We start from the raw sequence: 22,486 nt of genomic DNA on the forward strand, positions 1-22,486 counted from the left end.
CGCAAAAAGGGCGCCATAGCTTGAGCCGGCGCCCTTTTTGTTTATCGGTAAAAACTACGTACCGACATAACCGCTTACCTCACAATCAGGCTGAAGCAGTTGCGTTCTTCTCAGCAGTCTTTTTCTTCGCAGTTGTCTTGCGAGCAGCTGGCTTCTTGGCTTCTACAGACTTATTAGCGTCCTGAGCGGCTTCAGACACGTCGTCTGCTGCTTCAGAAACTGTGTCTGCGCCTTCGACTGCTTCTTTCTCGAGCTTTGCTACGAGATCAGCTGCAAAGTTACCAAAACGGCTGTTCAGGTTGCGCAGCTGGCCAAAAAGACCGTCGCTGTAACCGTTGTAACGATTGCGCAGGCTTTCAACGCTGTATTCACGCGCGCCAGTTTCCAGCTTTTCTGCGTACTCGAACGGCTTAGATGCAAGCTTCTTCTGCTGCTCTTCAGCTGCATTGATGCCTTTGTCTACGATTTCCTGAAGCTGTTCCTGATAAGTTTTAAGTTTACCCATGTCACTTCTCCTTAGTTTATTGAAGCTAGTTCAGACACTCCCCTTACTGCGTCTGATCTTGCTCTAGACCGCGTGATCAGTGCGAAGGTGAGTGCCTTTGTTTGATTCTATGACCAAGGTTACGGTTAAAAATTAGAATGTTCATACTAAAAACAGAAGCTTTGATCTTGAGACGTATACGTTATTTTACGGATCAGTTCCTTGTCATGCGCCCCTCGATACGCATAATGCTCGCTGTTTCGGTAGCCCGCCTCCCCCGTTTTATTCGGGCTCTACAAACGCAGTTAAAAAAAGAGGCTGTACAACACCAGCCCTAACGCGAGAGTTCCACAGAGATTGTTATGAAGAAAACCACGCCTTATCAATTCTTCTCCCAACGGAGCGGATTTACGCTGTTTGCTTGCCTGCCATTTATTGTTTTTATGTCGACACTGATGCTGCTAGCCGGTTGCCAAGAAGATGACAGAGCCAATCACTCAACGATTTTCCGGGCGTCGGAGCTGGCAAACAACCGGTTCGACACAGCGACAGGTGGATTACTCGAAACACTTGGGCAGAAAAAAACGCCTGCCAAGAACTCTGTAGCAGAACCAAAGCCAAAGCCCCCCAAAGCACTGAGCTGGAGCGCGCCACAAACACGGGAAGATGGCTCCGCGCTGAAGGCGGGGAACATTGCAGGGTTCCGAATTTACTACCGCTTACGGCATGAGAATAGCTTCAATGTAATTCCTGTGGACAGCCCAGACCGCACAAGCCAGCCACTTACCGACTTGCCGCCAGGCGCTTACGAATTTGCGATTACAACGGTTGATGCAGAGGGGCTGGAAAGCAGGCGCTCGGCGCCCGTTCTGGTTGATCTGATCTGAGCAAACTGCTTACCAGCGAAACAGTATCCAGCTTGGAACCAACACGCCAGAATCCGCTTCCCGAACCCAGCCACCGCCGTCTGCGGGCACTAGGTAATACTCACCGCCAACTTCCGGCACCACCTTTATCTCTATCAGTTGTCCGTTCACACGGTACTCGTAGAACACCTCATCGTCACCAGGGCGAATAACAATCTGCGGGCCATCGCTGGATGACTGGTAATCCGAGATCACTACTGGCTCTTTGGGCGTTTCTACAACGGTTTCATCCAGCGCACCACTTTCCTGCGCCAGCGCAGACCCCAGGCCCCATACGAGCAGAAATGCGGAACAGGCGATTCGTTTCATTTTCGTGATACCCTTTTGTTCATCAAATTAAGTACAGTTGTCCATCAAATTAAATACAGAGTTGCACAAGCCAACCCACGCTTCAATCAGAATCCGGATCCGCTTTGACATGACTGAACAAAAGACCCCACCTGTGGTGCTTGTGGACGGTTCGTCCTATTTATTTCGTGCATATCATGCACTTCCGCCACTAATCACCAGTAAGAACCAACCCACCGGTGCCATCAAGGGCGTCATCGCGATGATTCGCCGCCTGGATCAGGATTACCCGGGCTCAAAGGTGGTTGTGGTGTTCGACGCCAAGGGCAAAACCTTCCGCCACGATCTGTATGAAGAGTATAAGGCCAACCGCCCGCCCATGCCGGACGACCTCGCCGTGCAGATTGAGCCCATTCATCAGATGGTAAAGGCTATGGGGCTGCCCCTGTTGATCGTGAGCGGCGTGGAAGCAGACGATGTGATTGGCACTCTGGCCAACGAAGCTACCCACAAAGGTATTGATGTGGTGGTCTCAACCGGCGACAAGGACATGGCCCAGCTGGTCAGCGAGCACGTAACCCTGATCAACACCATGACAAACACTCCGATGGATCGGGAAGGGGTGAAAGAGAAGTTCGGCGTAACCCCTGAGCAGATCATTGATTACCTGGCGCTGGTGGGCGACAAAGTAGATAACATTCCGGGCGTGAACAAATGCGGCCCGAAAACGGCGGTAAAGTGGCTGCAAACCTATGACAACATCGACAACCTGCTTGAACATGCAGGCGAGATCAAAGGCAAGATTGGCGAATACCTGCGCGAAGCAGTTGATATCCTACCCCTGAGCCGAGAGCTGGCCACCATCAAAATGGATGTGGAACTGGCGTTCTGCCTGGAAGATCTGCAGGAGCGAGAGCAGAACGATGCGGAGCTACTGGAACTGTTCCGGGAGCACGAGCTACGAGGCTGGACGGCTGAACTAGAAACCAAGGCATCGAATGTGCCCAGCGTGAGCGAGAACCATGTCGCGGAAGACGACAGCAATAGAGCACCCGCTCCGGTAGAAAAGCGCTACAGCGTGATCACCGACCAAGAAGAGCTCGATGAATGGGTAGCAAGGCTTAAAAAATCCGAGCTATTTGCCTTCGATACAGAGACCACAAGCCTGCGCTACATGAACGCCGAGGTGGTGGGCGTGTCTTTTGCCATTGAGCCGGGCGAAGCGGCTTACGTGCCCTTCGGCCACGACTACATGGGCGCGCCAGAACAGCTCGATCGCGAACAAGTGCTGGCCCAGCTAAAACCTCTACTGGAAGACCCGAAACAAAAGAAGGTCGGCCAGAACCTTAAGTACGACAAGAACGTGTTGGCCAACCACGGCATCTGCCTGAACGGCATCGCCGAAGACACCATGGTGGAGTCTTACGTACTGAACTCGGTATCGTCCCGCCATAACATGGACAGCCTGGCGCGGACTTATCTGGGCGAAGAAACCATCACCTTTGAATCCATTGCCGGCAAAGGCGCAAAACAGCTTACGTTTAACCAGCTGGATCTTGAACAGGCGGGCCCCTATGCCGCAGAGGATGCTGACATAACCTTGCGCCTACACCAGGCCATACGCCCGCAACTGGCTAAGGTCGGCAAGCTGCAGTCGGTTTATGAGGATATAGACCTGCCTCTAATTCCGGTACTGTCTCGCATGGAGCAGCGCGGCACGCTGATCAACGCCAGTACCCTGCGCCAGCACAGCCAAGAATTGGCCGAGCGGATGGCCGAGCTGGAAAAAGACGCCCACGAAGTGGCTGGCGAGAACTTCAACTTAGCTTCACCCAAGCAATTACAGGCCATTTTCTACGAGAAGATGGGCCTTCCGGTGATTAAGAAGACTCCAAAGGGCGCTCCATCTACAGCAGAGCCCGTACTGCAGGAGCTGGCCCACGAGCACGAATTGCCCAGGCTGATTTTGGAACACCGTAGCCTGAGCAAGCTCAAGTCCACCTACACAGACACGCTGCCGGAACTGATTCACCACCGCACAGGGCGCGTGCACACCTCTTATCATCAGGCGGTAACGGCCACCGGGCGACTGTCGTCCTCTGAGCCCAACCTGCAGAACATACCTATCCGTACCGAGCAGGGCCGGCGCATTCGCCAGGCGTTTATTGCCGAGAAGGGCTATAAGCTGCTGGCGGCGGACTACTCGCAGATTGAATTGCGGATTATGGCGCACTTGTCTGGCGACAAAGGCCTGTTGACAGCTTTTGCGAACGGAGAGGACATTCACAAAGCGACAGCCGCTGAAGTCTTTGGCGTGACTCTCGATGAAGTAAGTAGTGACCAACGCCGCAGCGCCAAAGCCATCAACTTCGGCCTAATTTACGGCATGTCTGCGTTCGGACTGGCCCGCCAGCTAGATGTGGGCCGCAAGGTTGCGCAGCAATACATCGACCTCTATTTCGAGCGTTATCCGGGTGTTTTGCAATATATGGACAACATCCGAAAACAGGCCCATGACGACGGTTTTGTTGAAACCCTGTTCGGTCGGCGGCTATATCTGCCCGAAATCAACGCACGCAACAAACAGCTGCAGCAGGCCGCCGAGCGCACAGCGATCAACGCGCCTATGCAAGGCACAGCCGCAGATATCATCAAGCTGGCAATGATTGATGTGGAAAGCTGGCTACTTGCGGAGCACCCGGATACTGCCCGCATGACCATGCAAGTGCACGACGAATTGATTCTTGAAGTGAAGGAAGATGCCGTAGACGAGATTCGCGAAGGGCTGATACAGCGTATGTCTGGCGCAGTGACGTTGGCGGTGCCACTGCTTGTGGAAGCTGGCTTGGGTGATAATTGGGATCAGGCTCACTAAATAAAAACGCCCGGTGAGTGAGCTCAACCGGGCGTTTTTAATGCTAGCTAGCTAAAGCTTTGTTTAGAAGGCTTTGCTGACTTGGATGGAGGCACTCCAGGCGCTGAGTTCGTACTCGCCTTTATAGTTGGACGCACCCGCAGAAGGGTCTTTCTGTGTTGGTGCATCATGCTGATAGGAGAATTCATTCACCTTCGGATCATCAGTAAACAGCAAGGTACCCACGGCTGCATCAACAGTCCACCCTTGGCTTGCACTCTTCCATTGCCCGCCTAACGTCAACCAGTGCCGATCACTCGATGGGATACGAGCGGTTAGGTAGTTATCAACTGGAGACTCATCCCAAGCATAGCCTGCCTTCAGCGCCCACTCTGGGGTTACCTGCCAAATGGACCCAACATTAAGCTGCCAGGTGTTCTTCCACTTTTCCGTGATATGAGTAATGACCTCATTTCCAGTCACACTGGAAACGGGGCCCGTCCCACCTTCTCGGCTAACGATATCTAGCTCTTCAAAGCGGCTCCACTTGGAATATGTTGCACCCGCCAGCAAAGTTACTGTATCCGTTAATTGGTGGCGCGCACCGACGGTTATACTTTCCGGGATCGCTAGAGGTACACGAACGGCCTCGCTTGCTGCACCTTGAGCACCTGTTGGTAGTGCCTGAACACCAAGGGCACCCAAGTCAACCTCGGTCGTCTGTGGCAAACCAGAGATCTCAGCGTCACCTTTCAGCTCAAACTCGGTGCCTGTCTGAGCAGTCAAACCAAACTGGGTTCGATCCGATAGTTCATACAGGAAGCCTACGCGAAAATTAACGGCGATATCGTCGCCTTCAATATCAGCATAACCTTGTTCAAAATCTGAAGGGGCGGTAAGCCCGAGATCTGAAGGCGTAGTCCCCGTAGGAAGCCCGGCAGCTATTTTGCCGTATGCTTGCTGCCATCTGCCGTAGATACCAGAATAATCTTGGAACTTGGTTAGCTTGCCCTCTGCATACATTACATTGATGCCCACACCCATAGACAAACCTTGCCCGTTATTCACAGAGATCGCTGGCGAAAACGAGATCACACTCAGCTCGGTTTTGTCCGCGAAGTAACGCCCCGCAAAGTTATTATCATAATCAGCTGCCAGGCCATAAGGCGCATGAATGCCGAAGCCCACATGAATTGAATCATTAACCTGATGGGTCAGATAAAAGTTTGGCAAAACTGCCGGGTCGGCGATATCACCACCGGTTCTTCCGTCTACGGTGTCGCCCAATGTATTCGAGGCACTGGCGCTCTTAGCCTCAGCATCAATATCCAGAACCGCAGCACCAAAAGAAATATTGGTACCTTTGAGCTGGCTCATTCCCGCAGGGTTAAACAGCACGGTCGTCGCGTTTTCAGGGTTAGCAGCAGCGCCAGCGTTAGCAACGCCCATGGCACTAGCGCTTTGTTCGTTCAGGGAAAAGCCACCAGCAAAAACGCTGGCTGGGGCAGCGACTGCGGCCAGCGTGGCGAGGCGAACAGCACGGGTAAGCAGTGAGGGTCTCATAACAGCGGAATCTCCTTTGTAGTTTGTGGCGGAGTATACGCATCAGTGGCTAATGGCCTCAAATGCTAAAACTACTGATTTGAAACCCTAACCTTTTACAGCTTTAGTCTATGCCCGCGTCGTTAGTTATCTTGAATGGTTAGCTTGTCTACAGAGGACGACAACTGATCTGCCCCTTGGGCATCCGTACCCAGTTTTATCATAAGGCGTAGGTCGTTAGCCGAGTCGGCGTGGGCCAGCGCATCTTCGTAGGTAATAGAGCCTTCGGCATAAAGTTGATACAGAGCCTGGTCGAACGTCCGCATACCGGATTCGTTGGACCTTGCCATCAGTTCCTTAAGCTTGTGCACATCACCCTTGCGAATCAAATCTGCCACCAGTGGCGTGTTGATCAAAACCTCAATAACAGCCTTGCGGCCTTTACCGTCCGGTGTCGGGATCAGTTGCTGGGCCACGATGGCTCTTAGGTTAAGGGACAAGTCCATCCAGATTTGGTTATGCTGTTCCGGCGGGAAAAACTGGATGATTCGATCGAGTGCCTGGTTGGCGTTGTTGGCGTGCAGTGTTGCAAGACAAAGGTGGCCTGTCTCGGCGAATTGAACCGAATACTCCATGGTTTGGCGGGTACGCACCTCACCGATAAGAATAACGTCAGGCGCTTGGCGCAGCGTGTTTTTCAGCGCCACCTCAAAGCTCGACGTATCAATTCCCACTTCCCGTTGCGTCACAATGCAGCCCTGGTGCTGATGTATGAACTCAATGGGATCTTCAATAGAAATAATATGCCCACGGCTGTTGCGATTACGGTGTCCAATCATCGCAGCCAGCGACGTTGACTTACCAGTACCGGTAGCCCCAACAAACATGATCAAACCACGCTTGGTCATGGCCAATTCTTTAACGATTTCCGGCAGTGCCAGATCATCAATCTGCGGAATCTTCACTTCAATCCGTCGCAATACCATGCCACACAGGTTGCGCTGGAAGAACGCACTCACCCGAAAGCGACCAATGCCCCGTGCGCTGATGGCAAAGTTGCACTCATGGGTTTCATCAAACTCGGCTTTCTGTTTGTCGTTCATCGAGCCATACACAAACTCCCTCGTCTGTTCCGGCGTTAACGCATTTTTGGTGACCGGCAGTACTTTACCGTTCAATTTCATGCTGGGCGGAACGCCGGCCGTAATAAAGAGGTCTGAGCCTCCTTTTTCTACCATCAGACGAAGCAGTTTTTCGAATTCCATTTTGATTACCTATGCTCTTTTAAAAAACCACCCGATAAAAGCTGGTGGTCAGAAATTATCAGGCATTTTCGCCTTAATTCGCGCTGCTTCTCTAGAAATCAGACCCTTCTGCAATAAGCGCTCAAGGCACTGATCCAGCGTTTGCATGCCCAACGAAGCGCCGGTTTGAATCGATGAGTACATTTGGGCAATTTTGTCTTCGCGAATCAGGTTACGGATTGCCGCAGTACCAATCATGATTTCATGAGCCGCTATCCGGCCGCCGCCCATTTTCTTCATCAGCGTTTGCGAAACAACCGCCTGCAGCGACTCAGAAAGCATGGAGCGCACCATAGATTTTTCTTGCGCTGGGAACACGTCTACAACCCGGTCGATGGTTTTCGCGGCCGAGGTGGTGTGCAGGGTGCCGAAAACCAAGTGGCCTGTTTCTGCCGCGGTAAGCGCCAAGCGGATGGTTTCCAAATCTCGTAGCTCACCTACCAGTATAATGTCGGGGTCTTCCCGCAGCGCAGAGCGTAGGGCTTCGTTAAAACCTAGAGTGTCCCGGTGCACTTCCCGCTGGTTGATCAGACACTTCTTGGAGTCGTGCACAAACTCGATCGGGTCTTCAATAGTAAGTACGTGTTCATAGCGGGTGTCATTGATGTAATCAACCATCGCCGCAAGCGTAGTAGACTTACCCGAGCCGGTCGGCCCGGTTACCAATACCAGCCCACGGGGAACCGAGGATACATCCTTGAACACTTGGCCCATGCCAAGGTCGTCCATGGTCAGTACTTTCGAGGGGATGGTACGGAAAACGGCACCTGCCCCTCGGTTCTGATTAAACGCGTTAACACGGAAGCGGGCGACACCGGGTACTTCAAAGGAAAAGTCGGTTTCTAGAAATTCCTCGTAGTCCTTGCGCTGCTTGTCGTTCATGATGTCGTAGATCAGCCCGTGAACTTCTTTGTGCTCCATGGGCGGAAGGTTGATGCGGCGAACATCGCCATCAACACGGATCATCGGGGGCAGGCCGGCGGAAAGGTGCAAGTCAGACGCACCCTGTTTCGCCGAGAAGGCAAGCAGTTCAGTAATATCCATAGACGTCCTCGGAAGGCTTTTTCTTTTATCTAGGTTGCGTCTGTCTGGCAGAACACTGCCATGATCACTTGGAATTTCAGTGACCTGCGAGTAACGTATCTTGATAGAACCAGCAGACCAAACGCGACTATTTCATATTATGAGCAGCATAGCAGACAACCTCGGGAGCGTAACCCGACTCATACAAAAAGCAACATTGCAGGCGGGTCGTGAGCCCGGCTCCGTGAGCCTGTTAGCGGTCAGCAAAACACGCTCTTCAGAGGAGCTGCGAGAAGCCGTGGCTGCCGGCCAACGGGCATTTGGCGAAAACTACCTTCAGGAAGCCCTCGACAAGATGTTCGAGCTTAGCGACCTAGCCGATATCGACTGGCATTTTATTGGCCCAATACAATCCAATAAAACCCGGCAAATCGCCTCGGCTTTTTCCTGGGTGCACAGCGTGGATCGCTTAAAAGTTGCCCGCCGGCTAAGCGAACAGCGAGAGCCCGGCTTGCCACCCTTGAATATTTGCCTTCAGGTTAATATTAATAACGAAGCGAGCAAATCCGGGTGCCAGCCAGAAGAACTGCCGGGCTTGGTTTCAGAGATAAGCCAGCTGCCAGGGCTTTCGCTTAGGGGGCTTATGGCAATCCCCGACCCGGAACAGGCAGAATCTGAATTACGGGCAAGCTTTCGCAAGCTCGCCAACACTCTAAATGAACTGAAACAGGAGTACCCGCAAGCCGGGCCACTGGACACCTTATCTATGGGCATGTCCGGCGATCTTGAAATGGCCATTGCGGAAGGCGCCACTTGGGTTCGTATCGGAACGGCTGTGTTTGGCAATCGACAGCCGAAGAGCTGAACTGGCCAGTTCCTGCTATTATCGAGCCTGATGTCTAACCGTATAACCGTTGGAGAAAACCTTGAGCAAATCACCAACCATTTCGTTTATCGGTGCCGGCAACATGGCCAGCGCCATTATTGGCGGCATGCTGGATAGCGGTTTCAAAGCAAGCAGCATCTGGGCCAGCGCCCCGAACGACGACCACCTGCAATCCATTCGCAAACGCTTTGGGATCAGCGTAACAACGGATAACCGTTACTGCGCACAGCAGGCCGATATGGTTGTGCTCGCGGTAAAACCCCAAGCAATGGCGGATGTGTGTCGCGACATAGCCCCAATCGCCCAGAATACCCGCCCGTTAATGGTATCTATCGCAGCGGGACTTAGCGCAGTTACACTGGATGAATGGCTTGGAGGCGGCCTGCCAATTGTTCGGGTAATGCCAAATACACCCTCACTGGTCGGCAAAGGTGCGGCTGGGCTTTTTGCCAGCGAAGGTGTCACCAGTGCCCAGAAACAGATGGTGCAATCGGTTTTTGAAGGCATAGGCATCGCGGTGTGGGTTGAAGATGAGGCTCTGCTTCATGGCGTAACGGCGCTTTCCGGCAGCGGCCCGGCTTATTTTTTCCTGATGTTAGAGTCTCTTGAGGCAGCGGCCATCGAAGCCGGTGTAAACCCAGAGACCGCCCGACAGCTTGCCATTCAAACCATGGCGGGCGCAGCCGAAATGGCGGCCAAAAGCGAACACGACCCGGCCCGGCTGAAGAAAAATGTGATGTCCCCAGGTGGTGTGACCGAGCAGGCTATTCATACCTTCGAAGAAGGCGGCATGCGCGACTTGGTGAAAAAAGCGTATAACGCTGCTTACAAACGCTCAGAAGAAATGGCCAAAGAACTGGCAGGCAAAGAGTAAAACAGTCACTGACAACGGAGAAACGGCTACATGCTGGCAGACATTCTGATTACGATCCTGCTGATCGCGTCCACTTTTTACATGACAATTATACTGCTGCGCTTTTTGCTGCAACTGGCTCGGGCAGATTTCTATAACCCGATTTCGCAATTTGCAGTAAAGGCCACCAACCCTTTGATTAGGCCCTTGCGCCGCGTTATTCCGGGCTGGGGCGGGATTGATGGCGCAGCTCTGGTTCTCGCCGTTATCATTCAGGCCATCACCTTCTTTTTGATTCTTGTTGCCCTTAACGGTGGCATCCCGTCGTTCAACCCGCTCACACTGCTAGTTTGGGCTGTTTTGAACGTGTTGGATCTGATCGTCAAGATCTACTTCTGGTCGGTTATCGCGGTAGTGGTTGTCAGCTGGATTGCACCGGGTAGCAGCCATCCTGCCATTCAGCTTGTGGCGCAAATTACGGAACCGGTCATGCGCCCGGTGCGTAACATGATGCCTTCCATGGGCGGGCTGGATCTGTCACCGATTATCGTTTTCATTATCTTAAACGTTCTTTCTGTTGTTATTGAGCACATGAAAGTGGCAGCTGGCCTCGGCTCTATTGGGCTAGGGATGTAAACCACTTCGCAAGTCCTATGGGAACAGGTTAGTATTAACCGTAATTAATCTGTCCATTCGTCCGTCACGCGGATCCCAGCAAATCTGCTTGGGGAATGCTGGAAGTCGTGTAGAAGGAAAGTTCGATGAGTCTTCAGGGAAATCTGACCCAGCAGGTAGAGGCCTACCACAACTGGAAAAAAGAGCTGATCCGCCAGATCGGCCGCTACCGGTTATGGCTTCAGGACAACAACCTGTTCTCTGACGACATCAGCACCCGGATTCGTCATGGCCTTGAGCTTCTTATTGAAGACGAGCTCACGATCGCGTTTGTTGGCGAGTATTCCCGTGGCAAAACGGAGCTGATAAACGCTCTGTTCTTCTCAGATTTTGGTCAACGCATGCTGCCCTCTCAGGCCGGGCGCACAACCATGTGCCCGACCGAGCTGTTCTTTGACCGCAGCGCCAACGAAAACTACCTGCTTTTACTCCCCATCGAGACCCGTACCGGTGACCTGTCATTGCAGCAACTACGCAAACAGCCAGAACGCTGGGTAAAGCACGGCCTGGATGAGCGCGACCCCGAAGTCATGCGCGAGATTCTGGGAGAAGTTGCCCGGGTAAAAAGTGTTTCCGCCAAGCAAGCACGAGCGCTCGGCTTCGATGAAGACATGATTGAGAATGACCGCAACAACCCGGGCAATGTTCTGGTTCCAGCCTGGCGCAATGCCCAGATCAGTATTCGCCACCCGTTGTTCGAGCGTGGCCTGCGCATTCTCGACACACCAGGGCTGAACGCTCTCGGCTCCGAGCCTGAACTTACTATCAGCATGCTGCCACGAGCCCATGCCGTTATCTTTGTCCTAAGTGCAGACACTGGCGTCACCGCCAGCGACATGACCATCTGGAAAGAGCACATTGATACCGAGCATGCTGACCACCGCGCTGGGCGGTTTGCAGTGCTGAACAAGATTGACGTGCTGTGGGATGACCTTCAGGGCGAGAAACACACTCACGAAACTATTGAACGGGTACGCAGCTATACAGCTGACCACCTGGGCATCCGCCAACAAGATATCATTCCGCTTTCCGCCAAACAGGGGCTGGTTGCAAGAGTGCGGAAGGACAAAGATCTGTTCGCCCGTTCCAACATCGGCAATCTGGAACAGTTGATTATTCAGCGCATTCTGATGCACAAGGAACAGCTGATTACCCAGAGCTTAATCAACGACCTGCTGGGCATGCTGCAGAACAGCCAAGCGGCTATGCAGACCCGCCTCGGCTCCCTCGAAGAGGAATTTCAGGCTTGTTCTGGCGTCACCATGGACAAAGCAGCCCTGAGTCGGCTGGCTGAGCGCGCCCAGAAAGACTACGACTTTTACTACAAAAAGCTGATCACACTGCGCTCAAGCCGCAGGCTTATGGGCTCTCAGGGTGAGATGCTGAAAAAGCTAGTAGATGAGGATCGCTTTGAGGCCCATGCCGATAAAATCCGAAAAAGTATGTCGAAAAGCTGGACCACGGTGGGCATGAACAGCTCTATGGATCAGTTTTTTGAGTTTCTCGAAAGCGATCTCAACAACCTGCTCAGCGAGGGCCGCCTTGCGGAGAAAATGGTGGGCGCTATTTATCGTCGCTATAACGATGACACCCGCGCCCGGCATCTGGAACCCATTCCGCTGCGTGCCGGCCGACATGTTATTGCGGTGAGGGAACTGCGCAAAAAAGCACGCCGCTTCCGCGCAAGCCCTAAAAACCTGCTAACTGAACAGTCTGTTTTGGTACAGCGTTTTTCTAATGTAATGGTGGGTGAAGCCAGAACCCTGCACAGCCGCGTGCGCAAGGATGTGGAGCGCTGGCCCTCAGAGGCATTGCTGCCAATCATGCAGTACTCCTTGGAGCAAAAACAGCTTCTGGAACACCAGATACGTCGCCTTCGGGATATGGTGAGAAGCGATCGCGACAGCCGCTCTGAGCGCGAACGCTTAGGCAATAGCATCAGCGACTTGCGCCGACAACTGGAGCTTGCAGATACCATGCAGCGGCAAATCCGCAAGCCCGCCCCTACCATGATCCAACAAAAAGTGGTCAATATCTCTGGCGCGATCTAGCTTCCCGCCTGGCCACTACACAGCCTGTCGGTTGCAGCCATGACGGCCCACCTTTAAACTGCTGTGCTGGTGTAGGTTTTTGTCCTATCCAGCAAAGCAGTTACTAACGGACCGAACCAGGAACCTGTCGCACCGATGCCCGATTCCCTGCCTGTGGATTCTGTCGGGGTAGTGACCCCGCAGACGTACCATTTTGAAACGCCTATTGAGCTGGCGTGCGGCCACGCACTGGAACGCTATGATCTGGTGGTGGAAACCTATGGCGAACTTAACGCTGATCGCAGCAACGCCGTGCTTATATGCCACGCCCTAAGCGGCGATCATCATGCCGCCGGCTACCACTCGATGGAAGACCGCAAGCCTGGTTGGTGGGACACTTGCATTGGGCCTGGCAAGCCTGTGGATACCCATCGCTTTTTTGTGGTCAGCCTTAACAACCTAGGTGGCTGTCACGGCAGCACCGGCCCCAACTCAAGCAACCCGGCTACTGGCAAGCCTTATGGCCCGGACTTTCCGGTTATCACGGTGAGTGATTGGGTACAAAGCCAAGCATTGCTGGCGGATCGCTTGGGTATCGAGTGCTGGGCGGCTGTCGTAGGCGGCTCTCTCGGCGGCATGCAGGCCCTGCAATGGAGCCTGGATTATCCAGACCGTTTGAAACACTCTGTGGCCGTTGCCTCTAGCCCCCGCCTGACTGCCCAGAACATCGCATTTAATGAGGTAGCACGGCAGGCGATCACCTCCGACCGGGAGTTCCATGACGGCCGGTACTACGATTTCGACACCCTGCCCCGTCGCGGCCTAATGCTGGCCAGAATGGTCGGCCACATCACTTATCTCTCAGATGCTTCCATGGGCGAGAAGTTTGGCCGTGAGCTGAGAGATCAGGCCTACAAGTTTGGCTACGGTGCTGAGTTTCAGGTGGAAAGCTACCTTCGATATCAAGGTGAGCGTTTCTCGGAAGTTTTTGACGCGAATACCTACTTACTGATGACCAAAGCGCTAGACTACTTTGACCCGGCTTTTGAATATGACGGCGACCTATCGAAGGCGCTCGCCAAAGCGAGGTGTGAGTTTCTGGTGCTGTCGTTCAGCACCGATTGGCGCTTTGCGCCGGCCCGCTCTGAAGAAATGGTGAACGCGATGATCGCAGCCCGCCGGAAGGTTTGCTACGCAGAGATCGATGCACCCTGGGGTCACGATGCGTTTCTGATTCCAACCCCCCGATACACCGCCGTTTTCACTGCATACATGGATCGCGTTGCCAGGGAGGTGGGCGCATGAGAGCGGATCTGGAAATTATTCAGCAATGGGTAAAGCCCGGCCATCACGTGCTGGATCTTGGTTGCGGCGACGGCACCCTGCTCAACTTTCTGCAGAAGGAGCGCAATGCCAGCGGATTTGGTTTAGAGATTAACCCAGACCACATAACCACCTGCATGAATCGTGGTGTGTCGGTGATTGAGCAAAACCTGGATACCCAGGGTTTGGAAAATTTTGACGACAACAGCTTTGATATTGTGCTGATGACACAGGCGCTGCAGGCCGTACGCCGGCCGGACAAGGTGCTGGATGAAATGCTGCGCCTTGGCGGTGAAGGCATAGTCACCTTCCCGAACTTTGCCCACTGGCGCCTGCGCTGGGGGCTGGCTCTTAGTGGTCGCATGCCCGAATCCGAAGCCCTGCCGTACAAATGGTACAATACGCCGAACATACGGCTTTGCACCTTCAAGGATTTTGAGGCCTTGTGCCGTCAAAAAGGCATTCGCATTAAAAGCAGACGCGTGGTGGACGGCCAGCATCAGAACAGTTGGCTGGCACGCTGGTGGCCCAACCTGTTGGGAGAGATTGCCATATACCGCATTACCCGGGAGAACAGCAATAATGAATAAAGCTCTGCACAGCATTATTACCATGGCAGCAGCTGCCTTGTTCGCCACGCTGCTTAGCCTTCCGGCCCATGCCGGCTCCGAGGGCTTCGGAGACTACCAGGTGCACTGGAGCGTTTTGCCCAGCACCTTCCTGACTGCCGAGACAGCAAAGACCAACAACCTGCAGCGCAGCAAGGGCATTGGCATAGTCAACATTTCCATCATGCAAAAGAATGAAAGCGGCATTCTTCAGCCAGTTACAGGCCAGGTAGAAGGCAAGGTTTCAAACGACATTCAGCAGGTGAAGTTTCTGGCATTCCGCAGAATACAAGAGGGCGATTCTGTCTACTTTATTGCGCAATATCAGTACGCATCCGCCGAGCTGATGACGTTCAATATTACCGCCCGCCCTGTTGGGCATGGCAAGGATCTGCAGGTGCGATTCGCCCATACTCTTTTCAACGACTGAGCGAGCTATGTCTGAGCAACTTGTTATTGCCAGTAACAACAAAGGCAAAATCAGCGAATTTACCCAGCTCCTTGCGCCACTGAACCTAATTCCAGTGCCCCAAGGCGAGCTGGGCGTCGGCGAAGCTGAAGAGCCAGCGGTTACCTTTGTAGAGAATGCCATCCTGAAAGCGCGCCATGCGGCTCGGGAAACTGGCTTACCCGCGCTGGCTGACGACAGTGGCCTAGCCGTAGACGCGCTGAACGGCGCTCCGGGTGTTCGCTCGGCACGTTACGCGGGGGTTGGAGCTTCTGATCTCGATAATCTGAATGCGCTTCTGCAAGCCATGGCCGATGTGCCCGACGGCCAGCGGGGCGCACAGTTCCATTGTGTACTCGTGTACCTGCGCCACGCCGACGACCCGACACCCATCATTTGCCACGGCCTTTGGCCTGGCTCGATCCTTAGGGCACCCCAGGGCGATGGCGGGTTTGGCTATGATCCGGTCTTTCTTTGCTCTGAAAAGAACTGCAGCGCTTCAGAACTGACCCGAGACGAGAAAAACCGCATAAGCCACCGAGGCAGAGCCTTGGTATTGCTGATGGAACAATTCAGGGCGGAGACCTGAGCCCCGTGACCACACTCACCTCAGAGCCGGTCACCCCACCCCTTAGCCTGTATATTCATGTGCCTTGGTGCGTGCGCAAATGCCCCTACTGTGATTTTAACTCCCATGCTCTTCAGGGCGATCTTCCCGAAGCTGCCTATTTGAATGCCCTGCTTGAAGACATGGATCAGGATCTTGCATTGGCATCAGGCCGCACGGTCGAAACCGTGTTTATCGGCGGCGGAACGCCGTCGTTGATGAGTGGTGGTTTTTACCAGAAGCTTTTCAAAGGGCTAAGAGAACGCCTGACGTTCGCCGCCGATGCAGAAATCACCCTGGAAGCCAACCCGGGCACTCTGGAAGAAGGTCGTTTTGAAGCCTTCCGTGAAGCCGGCATTAATCGCTTGTCTATTGGCGTGCAGAGCTTCAATCCGGCTCACCTAAAAGCCCTCGGCCGCATTCACGACGACACCGCAGCGCACAGGGCCATTGAGACCGCAAAAAAAGCCGGCTTCGATAACTTCAATCTGGATTTGATGCATGGCCTACCCGGCCAAACTCCAAGTGAGGCTCTTGAAGATCTCAAATCTGCTATGAGCCATGAACCGCCGCACCTTTCTTGGTACCAGCTGACATTGGAGCCCAATACTGAGTTCTACAGCCGGCCACCGGATTTGCCAGACGACGACCTTCTCTGGGAGATAGCTCAACGCGGCGGGGAGTATCTGCACCAGCAAGGCTTTAATGACTACGAGGTGTCGGCTTGGAGCCAGGAAGGCAAAGCCTCACGGCACAACCTGAATTATTGGACGTTTGGGGATTATCTGGCTCTGGGTGCCGGTGGCCACGGCAAAATCAGCTTCCCAGACGGCACGATCAGGCGTTACTGGAAAACACGGCAACCAGACGCCTACTTGAACCGGATTGGTAGCCGAACGGCAGGAAGCGAACACATTGAAGTGGGGGAACTCCCTCTGGAGTTTCTGATGAACGCTCTGCGTCTTCGCGAAGGCGTGGATGAAAGTCTCTTTTGCGAACGCACGGGTTTACCCCTGACCGCCGTTGGGGTACAACTCCAGAAGCTGCGTGAAGATAAATTATTGGTTAGTGACCGGCTTCAGGCGACAAGCTTGGGGCAAAGGTATCTGAACAGTCTTTTGGAGCGTTTTCTGTAATGAGCACGGATAAAGGACGACCGGCTTTACCTAAAAGCTTAAAAGCTTGCCTGATAGCAACCGTGCTTTTGCTAGCAGCCTTGGTGTTGATCAATCAGCCCCTGAAAACGGGATCTGCACATCAGGGGATTGTGAGCTATCAATTGGCGGGAAGCGCCGAACAAGCGCTGGCTATCGTACAAAGCTGGGGCGAGGACGGCCTGCAATGGGCAAAAATATCCCTGTGGGTGGATTTCCTGTTTATCCCAATTTACTGCATTACGCTCATACTGCTAACCCGACGCTGCACTCTGGACAGGCCTGGCATTCGCGAGCGCACAACCGCGCGCTGGATTCGCACACTGTTTATAGTCGCCGGCTTGGCCGATATAGCAGAGAACGTGTTACTGCTGAACAACCTAGAGACACCCACCGATGCCATCAGTATTGCCGCCGCCATCAGTGCGCTGACGAAGTTTACGGCTCTGACAATTGGCATCGCAGGGCTGGTTATCATCCGAGCGGCCCGGCGCCATCCATTGGCACCAGGATAATAGCTTCAGTACGCTAAAGAGCGTCAGCCCAAAATTTAATTAGTCCGGTGGAACAGCAAGTCCCACACGCCGTGGCCAAGGTTCTCACCACGCTTCTCAAATTTGGTAACCGGGCGATAGTCGGGGCGAGGTGAGTATTCGCCTTGCTCCTGGGTATTCGCAAACCCTTCAGACTCGCCCATCACCTCCATCATATATTCAGCGTAGTTTTCCCAATCTGTCGCCAAGTGCAATATGCCGCCCACTCTCAGCTTGTGGCGGATACGCTGGACAAATTCCGGCTGCACCAGCCGGCGCTTATGATGCTTCTTTTTGTGCCAAGGGTCTGGGAAGAACACCATAACCTGATCCAAGCCGGCATCCGGCAGGCACAGATCAATCACATCGTTGGCATCTATGTTGTAAACACGGACATTCTCCAGCCCGCGATCCTCAATTTCCTTGAGCAACGCGCCTACCCCAGGCAGGTGAACTTCCACGCCAATAAAATCCTGCTCTGGGGCAGCTTCAGCCATGTCCGCCAGAGATCCCCCCATACCGAAACCGATTTCAAGGTTGAGCATGGCATCCCGGCCAAAAATCTGGCGCGGGTCGATCATGCCGTTTTCACGGCTTAGGCCGAACTTCGGCCAGCTGCGCTCGTAAGCCTTTTTCTGGCCTTCTGTCATCCGGCCCTGGCGCAATACAAAACTGCGAATACCTCGGCGGGTAGTAATGGGTGAATCGCCGGCCTGCTGTTTCAGTGTGTTCTCACCACTAAGATCATGCGGCTCTTTCTGGTCAGTCATCTGCAATCCTTAACCGCGGGCTGCGGGTCTGATTAAGGGAATTTGTACACAGTTTAACAGAGTAGGAACAATCAGGCGGATACCACAGAGCTCTTACCGGTCTGGCGATCAAACTGGCGGTACCCCAACGCTTCTATCAGATGCGGCTGCGCAACCGCATCACACTCTTCAAGATCCGCCAGCGTACGTGCAACACGCAGTATACGGTGCAGTGCGCGTGCCGAGAGCCCCAGCTTCTCCATCGCGCCCGTGAGCAGCTTTTCCCCAGAGCGGTCAAGGCTGCAGGCTTCCTGCAACTCACGCCCAGACAAGATGGCATTAACGCACCCGCGCCGGGCCTGGCGCTCTCTAGCGTGCGCCACTCGCGTGCGCACCACCGCGCTGGCTTCACCATCACCGCCAGACTGCATTAGTACATCACCACCCTGAACGGGCACTTCTACATGCAAATCAAATCTATCCAATAACGGGCCTGAAATTTTCGAACGGTAACGCATTATCTGTTGCGGCGTGCACTGACATTCAATGGTCGGATGCCCACTGTAGCCACATGGGCAGGGATTCATGGCGCCAATGACCTGAAAGCGAGCCGGAAAAGTCACCTGACGCGCCGCCCTACTGATCGAAATCTCCCCGGTTTCCATGGGTTCACGAAGCACCTCCAGAACACGGCGCTCAAATTCCGGCAGCTCATCCAAAAAGAGCACCCCACGGTGCGCCAGGGAAATTTCCCCAGGCCGTGGGCTACTGCCACCGCCCACCAGCGCCACGGCAGAAGCGGTGTGGTGGGGGGACCTGAACGGAGGCTGGCGCCAACCGCCCACTCTTACCGAGTGCCCGGCAACAGAATGCACACTGGCTACTTCCATGGCGTGCTCATCGCTCAGATTCGGCAGAATACCAGGCAGTCGGCTGGCCAACATGCTTTTTCCTGTTCCAGGAGGACCAAAAAACAGCAGGTTGTGGGCGCCAGCCGCAGCTACCTCCAGCGCCCTTCGCGGAACGCTTTGGCCACGAACATCTGCAAGATCTGGCATGCCATCGACAGCTACGAATTCCGGCATAGATCGGGGCACAGGAACCAGGCGCGCCCGGCCACAGAGATGTTCACAAACGGCCAGTATGTGGCCCGCCGCTAGCACGTCATGCTGGCTTGCAAGGGCGGCTTCTTCGGCATTGGCATTAGGTATCAGCAAGCTCCGACCTTCTTTACGCGCAGCCAGCACAGCGGGCAGCACGCCCTTCAATGGACGAAGCGCACCATCGAGCGAGAGTTCTCCGAGGAATTCACAGGTGGACAGGCTTTCTGCCGGAATTTGTCCGGAAGCGGCAAGAATGCCTAGGGCAATCGGCAAATCAAAGCGTCCGCCTTCCTTAGGCAGGTCTGCAGGAGCGAGGTTGATCGTTATTCGACGGGCGGGGAATTCAAAGCCAGAATTCAAAAGTGCGCTTCTTACACGCTCACGACTTTCACGCACGCCGGTTTCAGGCAAGCCGACAATAGTAAGCGCGGGAAGACCGCCTGAAAGGTGCACCTCAACCGTGACCTCAGGTGCAGAAACGCCAATACTGGCGCGGGAATGGACAATGGCAAGCATAACAACCTTCCATGGTTTCTGAATATCAGTATGTGGCCAAAGCACATCGGCCCACCGAAACCCGGCGTCCTGCCGGGAATTGTTCAGGTTTACTGTGCTTTCGGGGAAAGCTCCATCTCAGCAACCTTTTTTTCCAGAGCCTCTACCTTTTCGCGGGTTTTCATAAGTACCGCCTGCTGGGCATCAAACTCTTCGCGGGTAACCAACTCCAAGCGCGATAGAACCGACATAACCGTCGCCCGGGCTTGGGTTTCAAAATCTTCACGCGCAGCGCGCGCCATATCTGGGACAAACTGGCCGAACTGCCCCTGCAACTGGGCGAAAATATCCTGTGGACCTTTCACACATCACCTCACTGATTCAAATAATGTCCGGTTTCGGCCAAAAGACTAGTGCCGTGGAAAGAGCCGTTGCCGGTTTGCAAGAGTGTATCACACCGCCAGCCCTGCCATACTGTGCGTGGTGAGCACTTAGTGGCTCTGGCCACCCCCTAGCCTGCTCTGTTCTGGCTCAGGGGTTGGTAGAGCGCACAATTCTGGTGCATAAACTGGCACTCAGATTTTTGTCAACCGTCACCAGAACTGCTCAAGATTATGATTTGGTTATATTTTTTTGCGTTGGCACACCCGGTGCTAAAGCTCTCGTACGCAATCCGCACAATTGACGTGCGAAGCGGCAGCACCCCCAGCTCAACAACTGGCCGATGGGCTCTCACTGTTGGGACGGTTTTACCAAGGAGAAAGCAATGAAACTTGTGACAGCGATCATTAAGCCTTTCAAGCTGGATGATGTCCGTGAGGCACTATCCGAGATTGGCGTACAAGGCGTAACCGTCACTGAGGTCAAAGGCTTCGGTCGGCAAAAAGGCCACACAGAACTCTATCGTGGCGCGGAATATGTGGTGGATTTTCTGCCCAAAGTAAAAGTGGAAGTCGCCATTGGCGATAACCTGCTGGATCAAGTTATCGAGTCCATCACCAAGGCTGCCAATACCGGCAAGATCGGTGACGGCAAGATTTTCGTGACCGAACTGCAACAGGCAATCCGGATCCGGACAGGCGAAACCGGCGAAGAAGCCGTCTGATCCTGCTCTGATCAATTAGCAGCTAACGCAAAAAAATCAATCTGAAGTGCCTCGTGCGGAGGGCCTCTCATGGAAAGCAATGTTTTTCACCTGCAGTACGCAATAGATGCCTTTTATTTTCTGGTGTGCGGTGCATTAGTAATGTGGATGGCCGCGGGCTTTGCCATGCTCGAGTCCGGGCTGGTACGGGCCAAAAACACTACGGAAATTCTCACTAAAAACGTCGCGCTCTATGCCGTTGCCTGCATCATGTACCTCGTGTGTGGCTACGCCATCATGTATGACGGCACCCTGTTACTGAACGGCATCGAGCAAACGGATGCCGCAACAGTATTAGGGGAATTTGCCGCCCGGGAGGATGGCTTCGAAGGCGGAGCGATATACTCCAGCGCAGCGGATTTCTTTTTCCAGGTGGTGTTCGTAGCCACCGCCATGTCGATCGTATCCGGCGCTGTGGCTGAGCGCATGAAGCTCTGGTCATTCCTTGTCTTTGCGGTTGCCATGACCGGCGTCATCTACCCGATGGAAGGCTCCTGGACGTGGGGCGGCAACGACGTCTTCGGTCTGTATAACCTGGGCGATCTTGGCTTCAGCGACTTTGCCGGTTCCGGCATTGTTCACATGGCCGGTGCGGCCGCTGCGCTTGCCGGGGTGCTGTTACTTGGAGCCCGGAAAGGCAAGTACGGCCCCAACGGCGAAATCCGCGCCATCCCCGGTGCCAACCTGCCTCTGGCTGCGCTGGGTACCTTTATCCTGTGGATGGGATGGTTCGGCTTTAACGGTGGCTCGGTTCTGAAGCTGGGCGATATCGCCAGCGCCAACTCGGTTGCCATGGTGTTTCTCAACACCAACGCAGCTGCCGCTGGCGGCGCTATCGCAGCGCTGATAACCGGCAGACTGCTGTTTGGCAAAGCCGATCTGACCATGCTCCTCAACGGCGCCATTGCAGGCCTTGTGGTTATCACCGCCGAGCCCTCTACACCCAGCGCGTTGGTCTCAACCCTCTGGGGTGGCCTAGGCGGTGTAGCCGTAGTATTCAGTATCATCTTTCTGGACAAACTGCGCATCGATGACCCGGTGGGCGCCATTTCAGCCCACGGGGTGTGTGGTTTTCTCGGGCTGATGTTGGTGCCTATCACTAATGGTGGCGCTACCTTCAGCGGCCAGTTGATTGGCGCTGCAACCATCTTCGGCTGGGTGTTCCTCGCAAGCCTGCTGGTCTGGGGCATCATCAAGGCGGTAATGGGTATACGAGTTAGCGAAGAGGATGAATACGACGGCGTCGACTTGTCCGAATGCGGCATGGAAGCCTATCCGGAGTTTGTGACCGGCAAGTAGCATGCTGTAAAAAGTAGCATGCTAGAAAAGGAATCGGGAAGGGGTGCCTGAGCGGGCACCCCTTCTTTTTTAAATCTCACAGGTCTAAACGCTGGTTCTGAGAAGTCCGGCAGGTGACAGTGTTTCCGGGTTCCGCTACTATCACTCTGCATTTTCCG

22 protein-coding genes are annotated in these 22,486 nt (G+C 54.1%); 14 read left to right on the forward strand and 8 right to left on the reverse strand.

Going from position 1 to position 22,486, the window contains the following annotated elements; all coding sequences use genetic code 11:
* Positions 1-85 precede the first annotated feature (85 nt).
* Positions 86-505 carry a hypothetical protein gene (locus CPH80_RS12590; protein ID WP_096278257.1) on the reverse strand — a complete coding sequence of 140 codons (420 nt, stop codon included), beginning with the start codon at positions 503-505 and terminating at the stop codon, positions 86-88.
* Between the two features lie 341 nt (positions 506-846).
* On the opposite strand from CPH80_RS12590, the gene CPH80_RS12595 reads away from it, so the two are divergent.
* A complete protein-coding gene (locus tag CPH80_RS12595; RefSeq protein ID WP_096278259.1) occupies positions 847-1,371 on the forward strand; it encodes a fibronectin type III domain-containing protein in 525 nt (174 codons plus the stop codon).
* A 9-nt stretch (positions 1,372-1,380) separates the two neighbouring features.
* On the opposite strand, the gene CPH80_RS12600 is transcribed toward CPH80_RS12595, so the two are convergent.
* A complete protein-coding gene (locus tag CPH80_RS12600) occupies positions 1,381-1,719 on the reverse strand; it encodes a DUF2782 domain-containing protein (protein WP_096278261.1) in 339 nt (112 codons plus the stop codon).
* 109 nt (positions 1,720-1,828) lie between these two features.
* Between CPH80_RS12600 and polA the strand changes: the two genes are divergently transcribed.
* A complete protein-coding gene (gene polA, locus CPH80_RS12605) occupies positions 1,829-4,573 on the forward strand; it encodes a DNA polymerase I (protein WP_096278262.1) in 2,745 nt (914 codons plus the stop codon).
* A 63-nt stretch (positions 4,574-4,636) separates the two neighbouring features.
* On the opposite strand, the gene CPH80_RS12610 is transcribed toward polA, so the two are convergent.
* From CPH80_RS12610 to CPH80_RS12620, 3 genes are all read right to left on the reverse strand, one after another.
* Positions 4,637-6,115: an OmpP1/FadL family transporter gene (locus tag CPH80_RS12610; protein ID WP_096278264.1), complete on the reverse strand. Its 1,479-nt coding sequence runs from the start codon at positions 6,113-6,115 to the stop codon at positions 4,637-4,639.
* Positions 6,116-6,237: 122 nt separating this feature from the next.
* Positions 6,238-7,359 carry a PilT/PilU family type 4a pilus ATPase gene (locus CPH80_RS12615; RefSeq protein ID WP_096278266.1) on the reverse strand — a complete coding sequence of 374 codons (1,122 nt, stop codon included), beginning with the start codon at positions 7,357-7,359 and terminating at the stop codon, positions 6,238-6,240.
* A gap of 48 nt (positions 7,360-7,407) precedes the next feature.
* Positions 7,408-8,442, reverse strand: a complete 1,035-nt coding sequence (locus CPH80_RS12620) for a type IV pilus twitching motility protein PilT (protein WP_096278268.1) — start codon at positions 8,440-8,442, stop codon at positions 7,408-7,410.
* Between the two features lie 139 nt (positions 8,443-8,581).
* Here CPH80_RS12620 and CPH80_RS12625 point away from each other — a divergent pair, with 139 nt between their 5' ends.
* From CPH80_RS12625 to CPH80_RS12670, 10 genes are all read left to right on the forward strand, one after another.
* Positions 8,582-9,286: a YggS family pyridoxal phosphate-dependent enzyme gene (locus tag CPH80_RS12625; RefSeq protein ID WP_096278270.1), complete on the forward strand. Its 705-nt coding sequence runs from the start codon at positions 8,582-8,584 to the stop codon at positions 9,284-9,286.
* Positions 9,287-9,347: 61 nt separating this feature from the next.
* Entirely contained in the window at positions 9,348-10,181 is an 834-nt protein-coding gene (gene proC / locus CPH80_RS12630; protein WP_096278272.1) for a pyrroline-5-carboxylate reductase, read from the forward strand.
* Between the two features lie 30 nt (positions 10,182-10,211).
* Positions 10,212-10,796, forward strand: a complete 585-nt coding sequence (locus CPH80_RS12635) for a YggT family protein (protein WP_096278274.1) — start codon at positions 10,212-10,214, stop codon at positions 10,794-10,796.
* Between the two features lie 125 nt (positions 10,797-10,921).
* Entirely contained in the window at positions 10,922-12,886 is a 1,965-nt protein-coding gene (locus CPH80_RS12640) for a dynamin family protein (RefSeq protein ID WP_096278276.1), read from the forward strand.
* Positions 12,887-13,021: 135 nt separating this feature from the next.
* Positions 13,022-14,170 carry a homoserine O-succinyltransferase MetX gene (gene metX, locus CPH80_RS12645; RefSeq protein ID WP_096278278.1) on the forward strand — a complete coding sequence of 383 codons (1,149 nt, stop codon included), beginning with the start codon at positions 13,022-13,024 and terminating at the stop codon, positions 14,168-14,170.
* Positions 14,167-14,778 (forward strand): methionine biosynthesis protein MetW, encoded by a 612-nt coding sequence (metW, locus tag CPH80_RS12650; protein WP_096278281.1) that lies wholly within the window; start codon positions 14,167-14,169, stop codon positions 14,776-14,778. The genes metX and metW overlap by 4 nt, the downstream gene beginning before the upstream one ends.
* Positions 14,771-15,226: a DUF4426 domain-containing protein gene (locus tag CPH80_RS12655; RefSeq protein ID WP_096278283.1), complete on the forward strand. Its 456-nt coding sequence runs from the start codon at positions 14,771-14,773 to the stop codon at positions 15,224-15,226. The genes metW and CPH80_RS12655 overlap by 8 nt, the downstream gene beginning before the upstream one ends.
* Positions 15,227-15,233: 7 nt before the next feature.
* Positions 15,234-15,833 (forward strand): RdgB/HAM1 family non-canonical purine NTP pyrophosphatase, encoded by a 600-nt coding sequence (gene rdgB, locus CPH80_RS12660; protein ID WP_096278285.1) that lies wholly within the window; start codon positions 15,234-15,236, stop codon positions 15,831-15,833.
* Between the two features lie 5 nt (positions 15,834-15,838).
* Positions 15,839-16,987, forward strand: coding sequence for a radical SAM family heme chaperone HemW (gene hemW / locus CPH80_RS12665; RefSeq protein ID WP_096278287.1), 1,149 nt, complete (start codon positions 15,839-15,841; stop codon positions 16,985-16,987).
* Positions 16,987-17,520 (forward strand): hypothetical protein, encoded by a 534-nt coding sequence (locus CPH80_RS12670; RefSeq protein WP_096278289.1) that lies wholly within the window; start codon positions 16,987-16,989, stop codon positions 17,518-17,520. Before hemW ends, CPH80_RS12670 begins: the two co-directional genes overlap by 1 nt.
* 35 nt (positions 17,521-17,555) lie before the next feature.
* Here CPH80_RS12670 and trmB read toward each other — a convergent pair whose 3' ends face one another.
* The 3 genes from trmB to CPH80_RS12685 all read right to left on the reverse strand — a co-directional run bounded on the left by trmB (position 17,556) and on the right by CPH80_RS12685 (position 20,250).
* The gene (gene trmB, locus CPH80_RS12675; RefSeq protein WP_096278291.1) at positions 17,556-18,308 is read right to left on the reverse strand and encodes a tRNA (guanosine(46)-N7)-methyltransferase TrmB; all 753 of its coding nucleotides are present in this window, start codon (positions 18,306-18,308) and stop codon (positions 17,556-17,558) included.
* A gap of 71 nt (positions 18,309-18,379) precedes the next feature.
* Positions 18,380-19,906, reverse strand: coding sequence for a YifB family Mg chelatase-like AAA ATPase (locus CPH80_RS12680; RefSeq protein ID WP_096278293.1), 1,527 nt, complete (start codon positions 19,904-19,906; stop codon positions 18,380-18,382).
* Positions 19,907-19,995: 89 nt separating this feature from the next.
* A complete protein-coding gene (locus CPH80_RS12685) occupies positions 19,996-20,250 on the reverse strand; it encodes an accessory factor UbiK family protein (protein WP_096278295.1) in 255 nt (84 codons plus the stop codon).
* A 401-nt stretch (positions 20,251-20,651) separates the two neighbouring features.
* Between CPH80_RS12685 and glnK the strand changes: the two genes are divergently transcribed.
* Both glnK and CPH80_RS12695 read left to right on the forward strand, forming a co-directional pair.
* The gene (glnK, locus tag CPH80_RS12690) at positions 20,652-20,990 is read left to right on the forward strand and encodes a P-II family nitrogen regulator (protein WP_071264623.1); all 339 of its coding nucleotides are present in this window, start codon (positions 20,652-20,654) and stop codon (positions 20,988-20,990) included.
* Positions 20,991-21,059: 69 nt separating this feature from the next.
* Positions 21,060-22,328, forward strand: a complete 1,269-nt coding sequence (locus CPH80_RS12695) for an ammonium transporter (protein ID WP_096278297.1) — start codon at positions 21,060-21,062, stop codon at positions 22,326-22,328.
* The last annotated feature ends 158 nt before the right edge of the window (positions 22,329-22,486 follow it).

Source organism: Marinobacter sp. LV10R510-11A (genome assembly GCF_900215155.1).
Taxonomy (GTDB): Bacteria; Pseudomonadota; Gammaproteobacteria; order Pseudomonadales; family Oleiphilaceae; genus Marinobacter.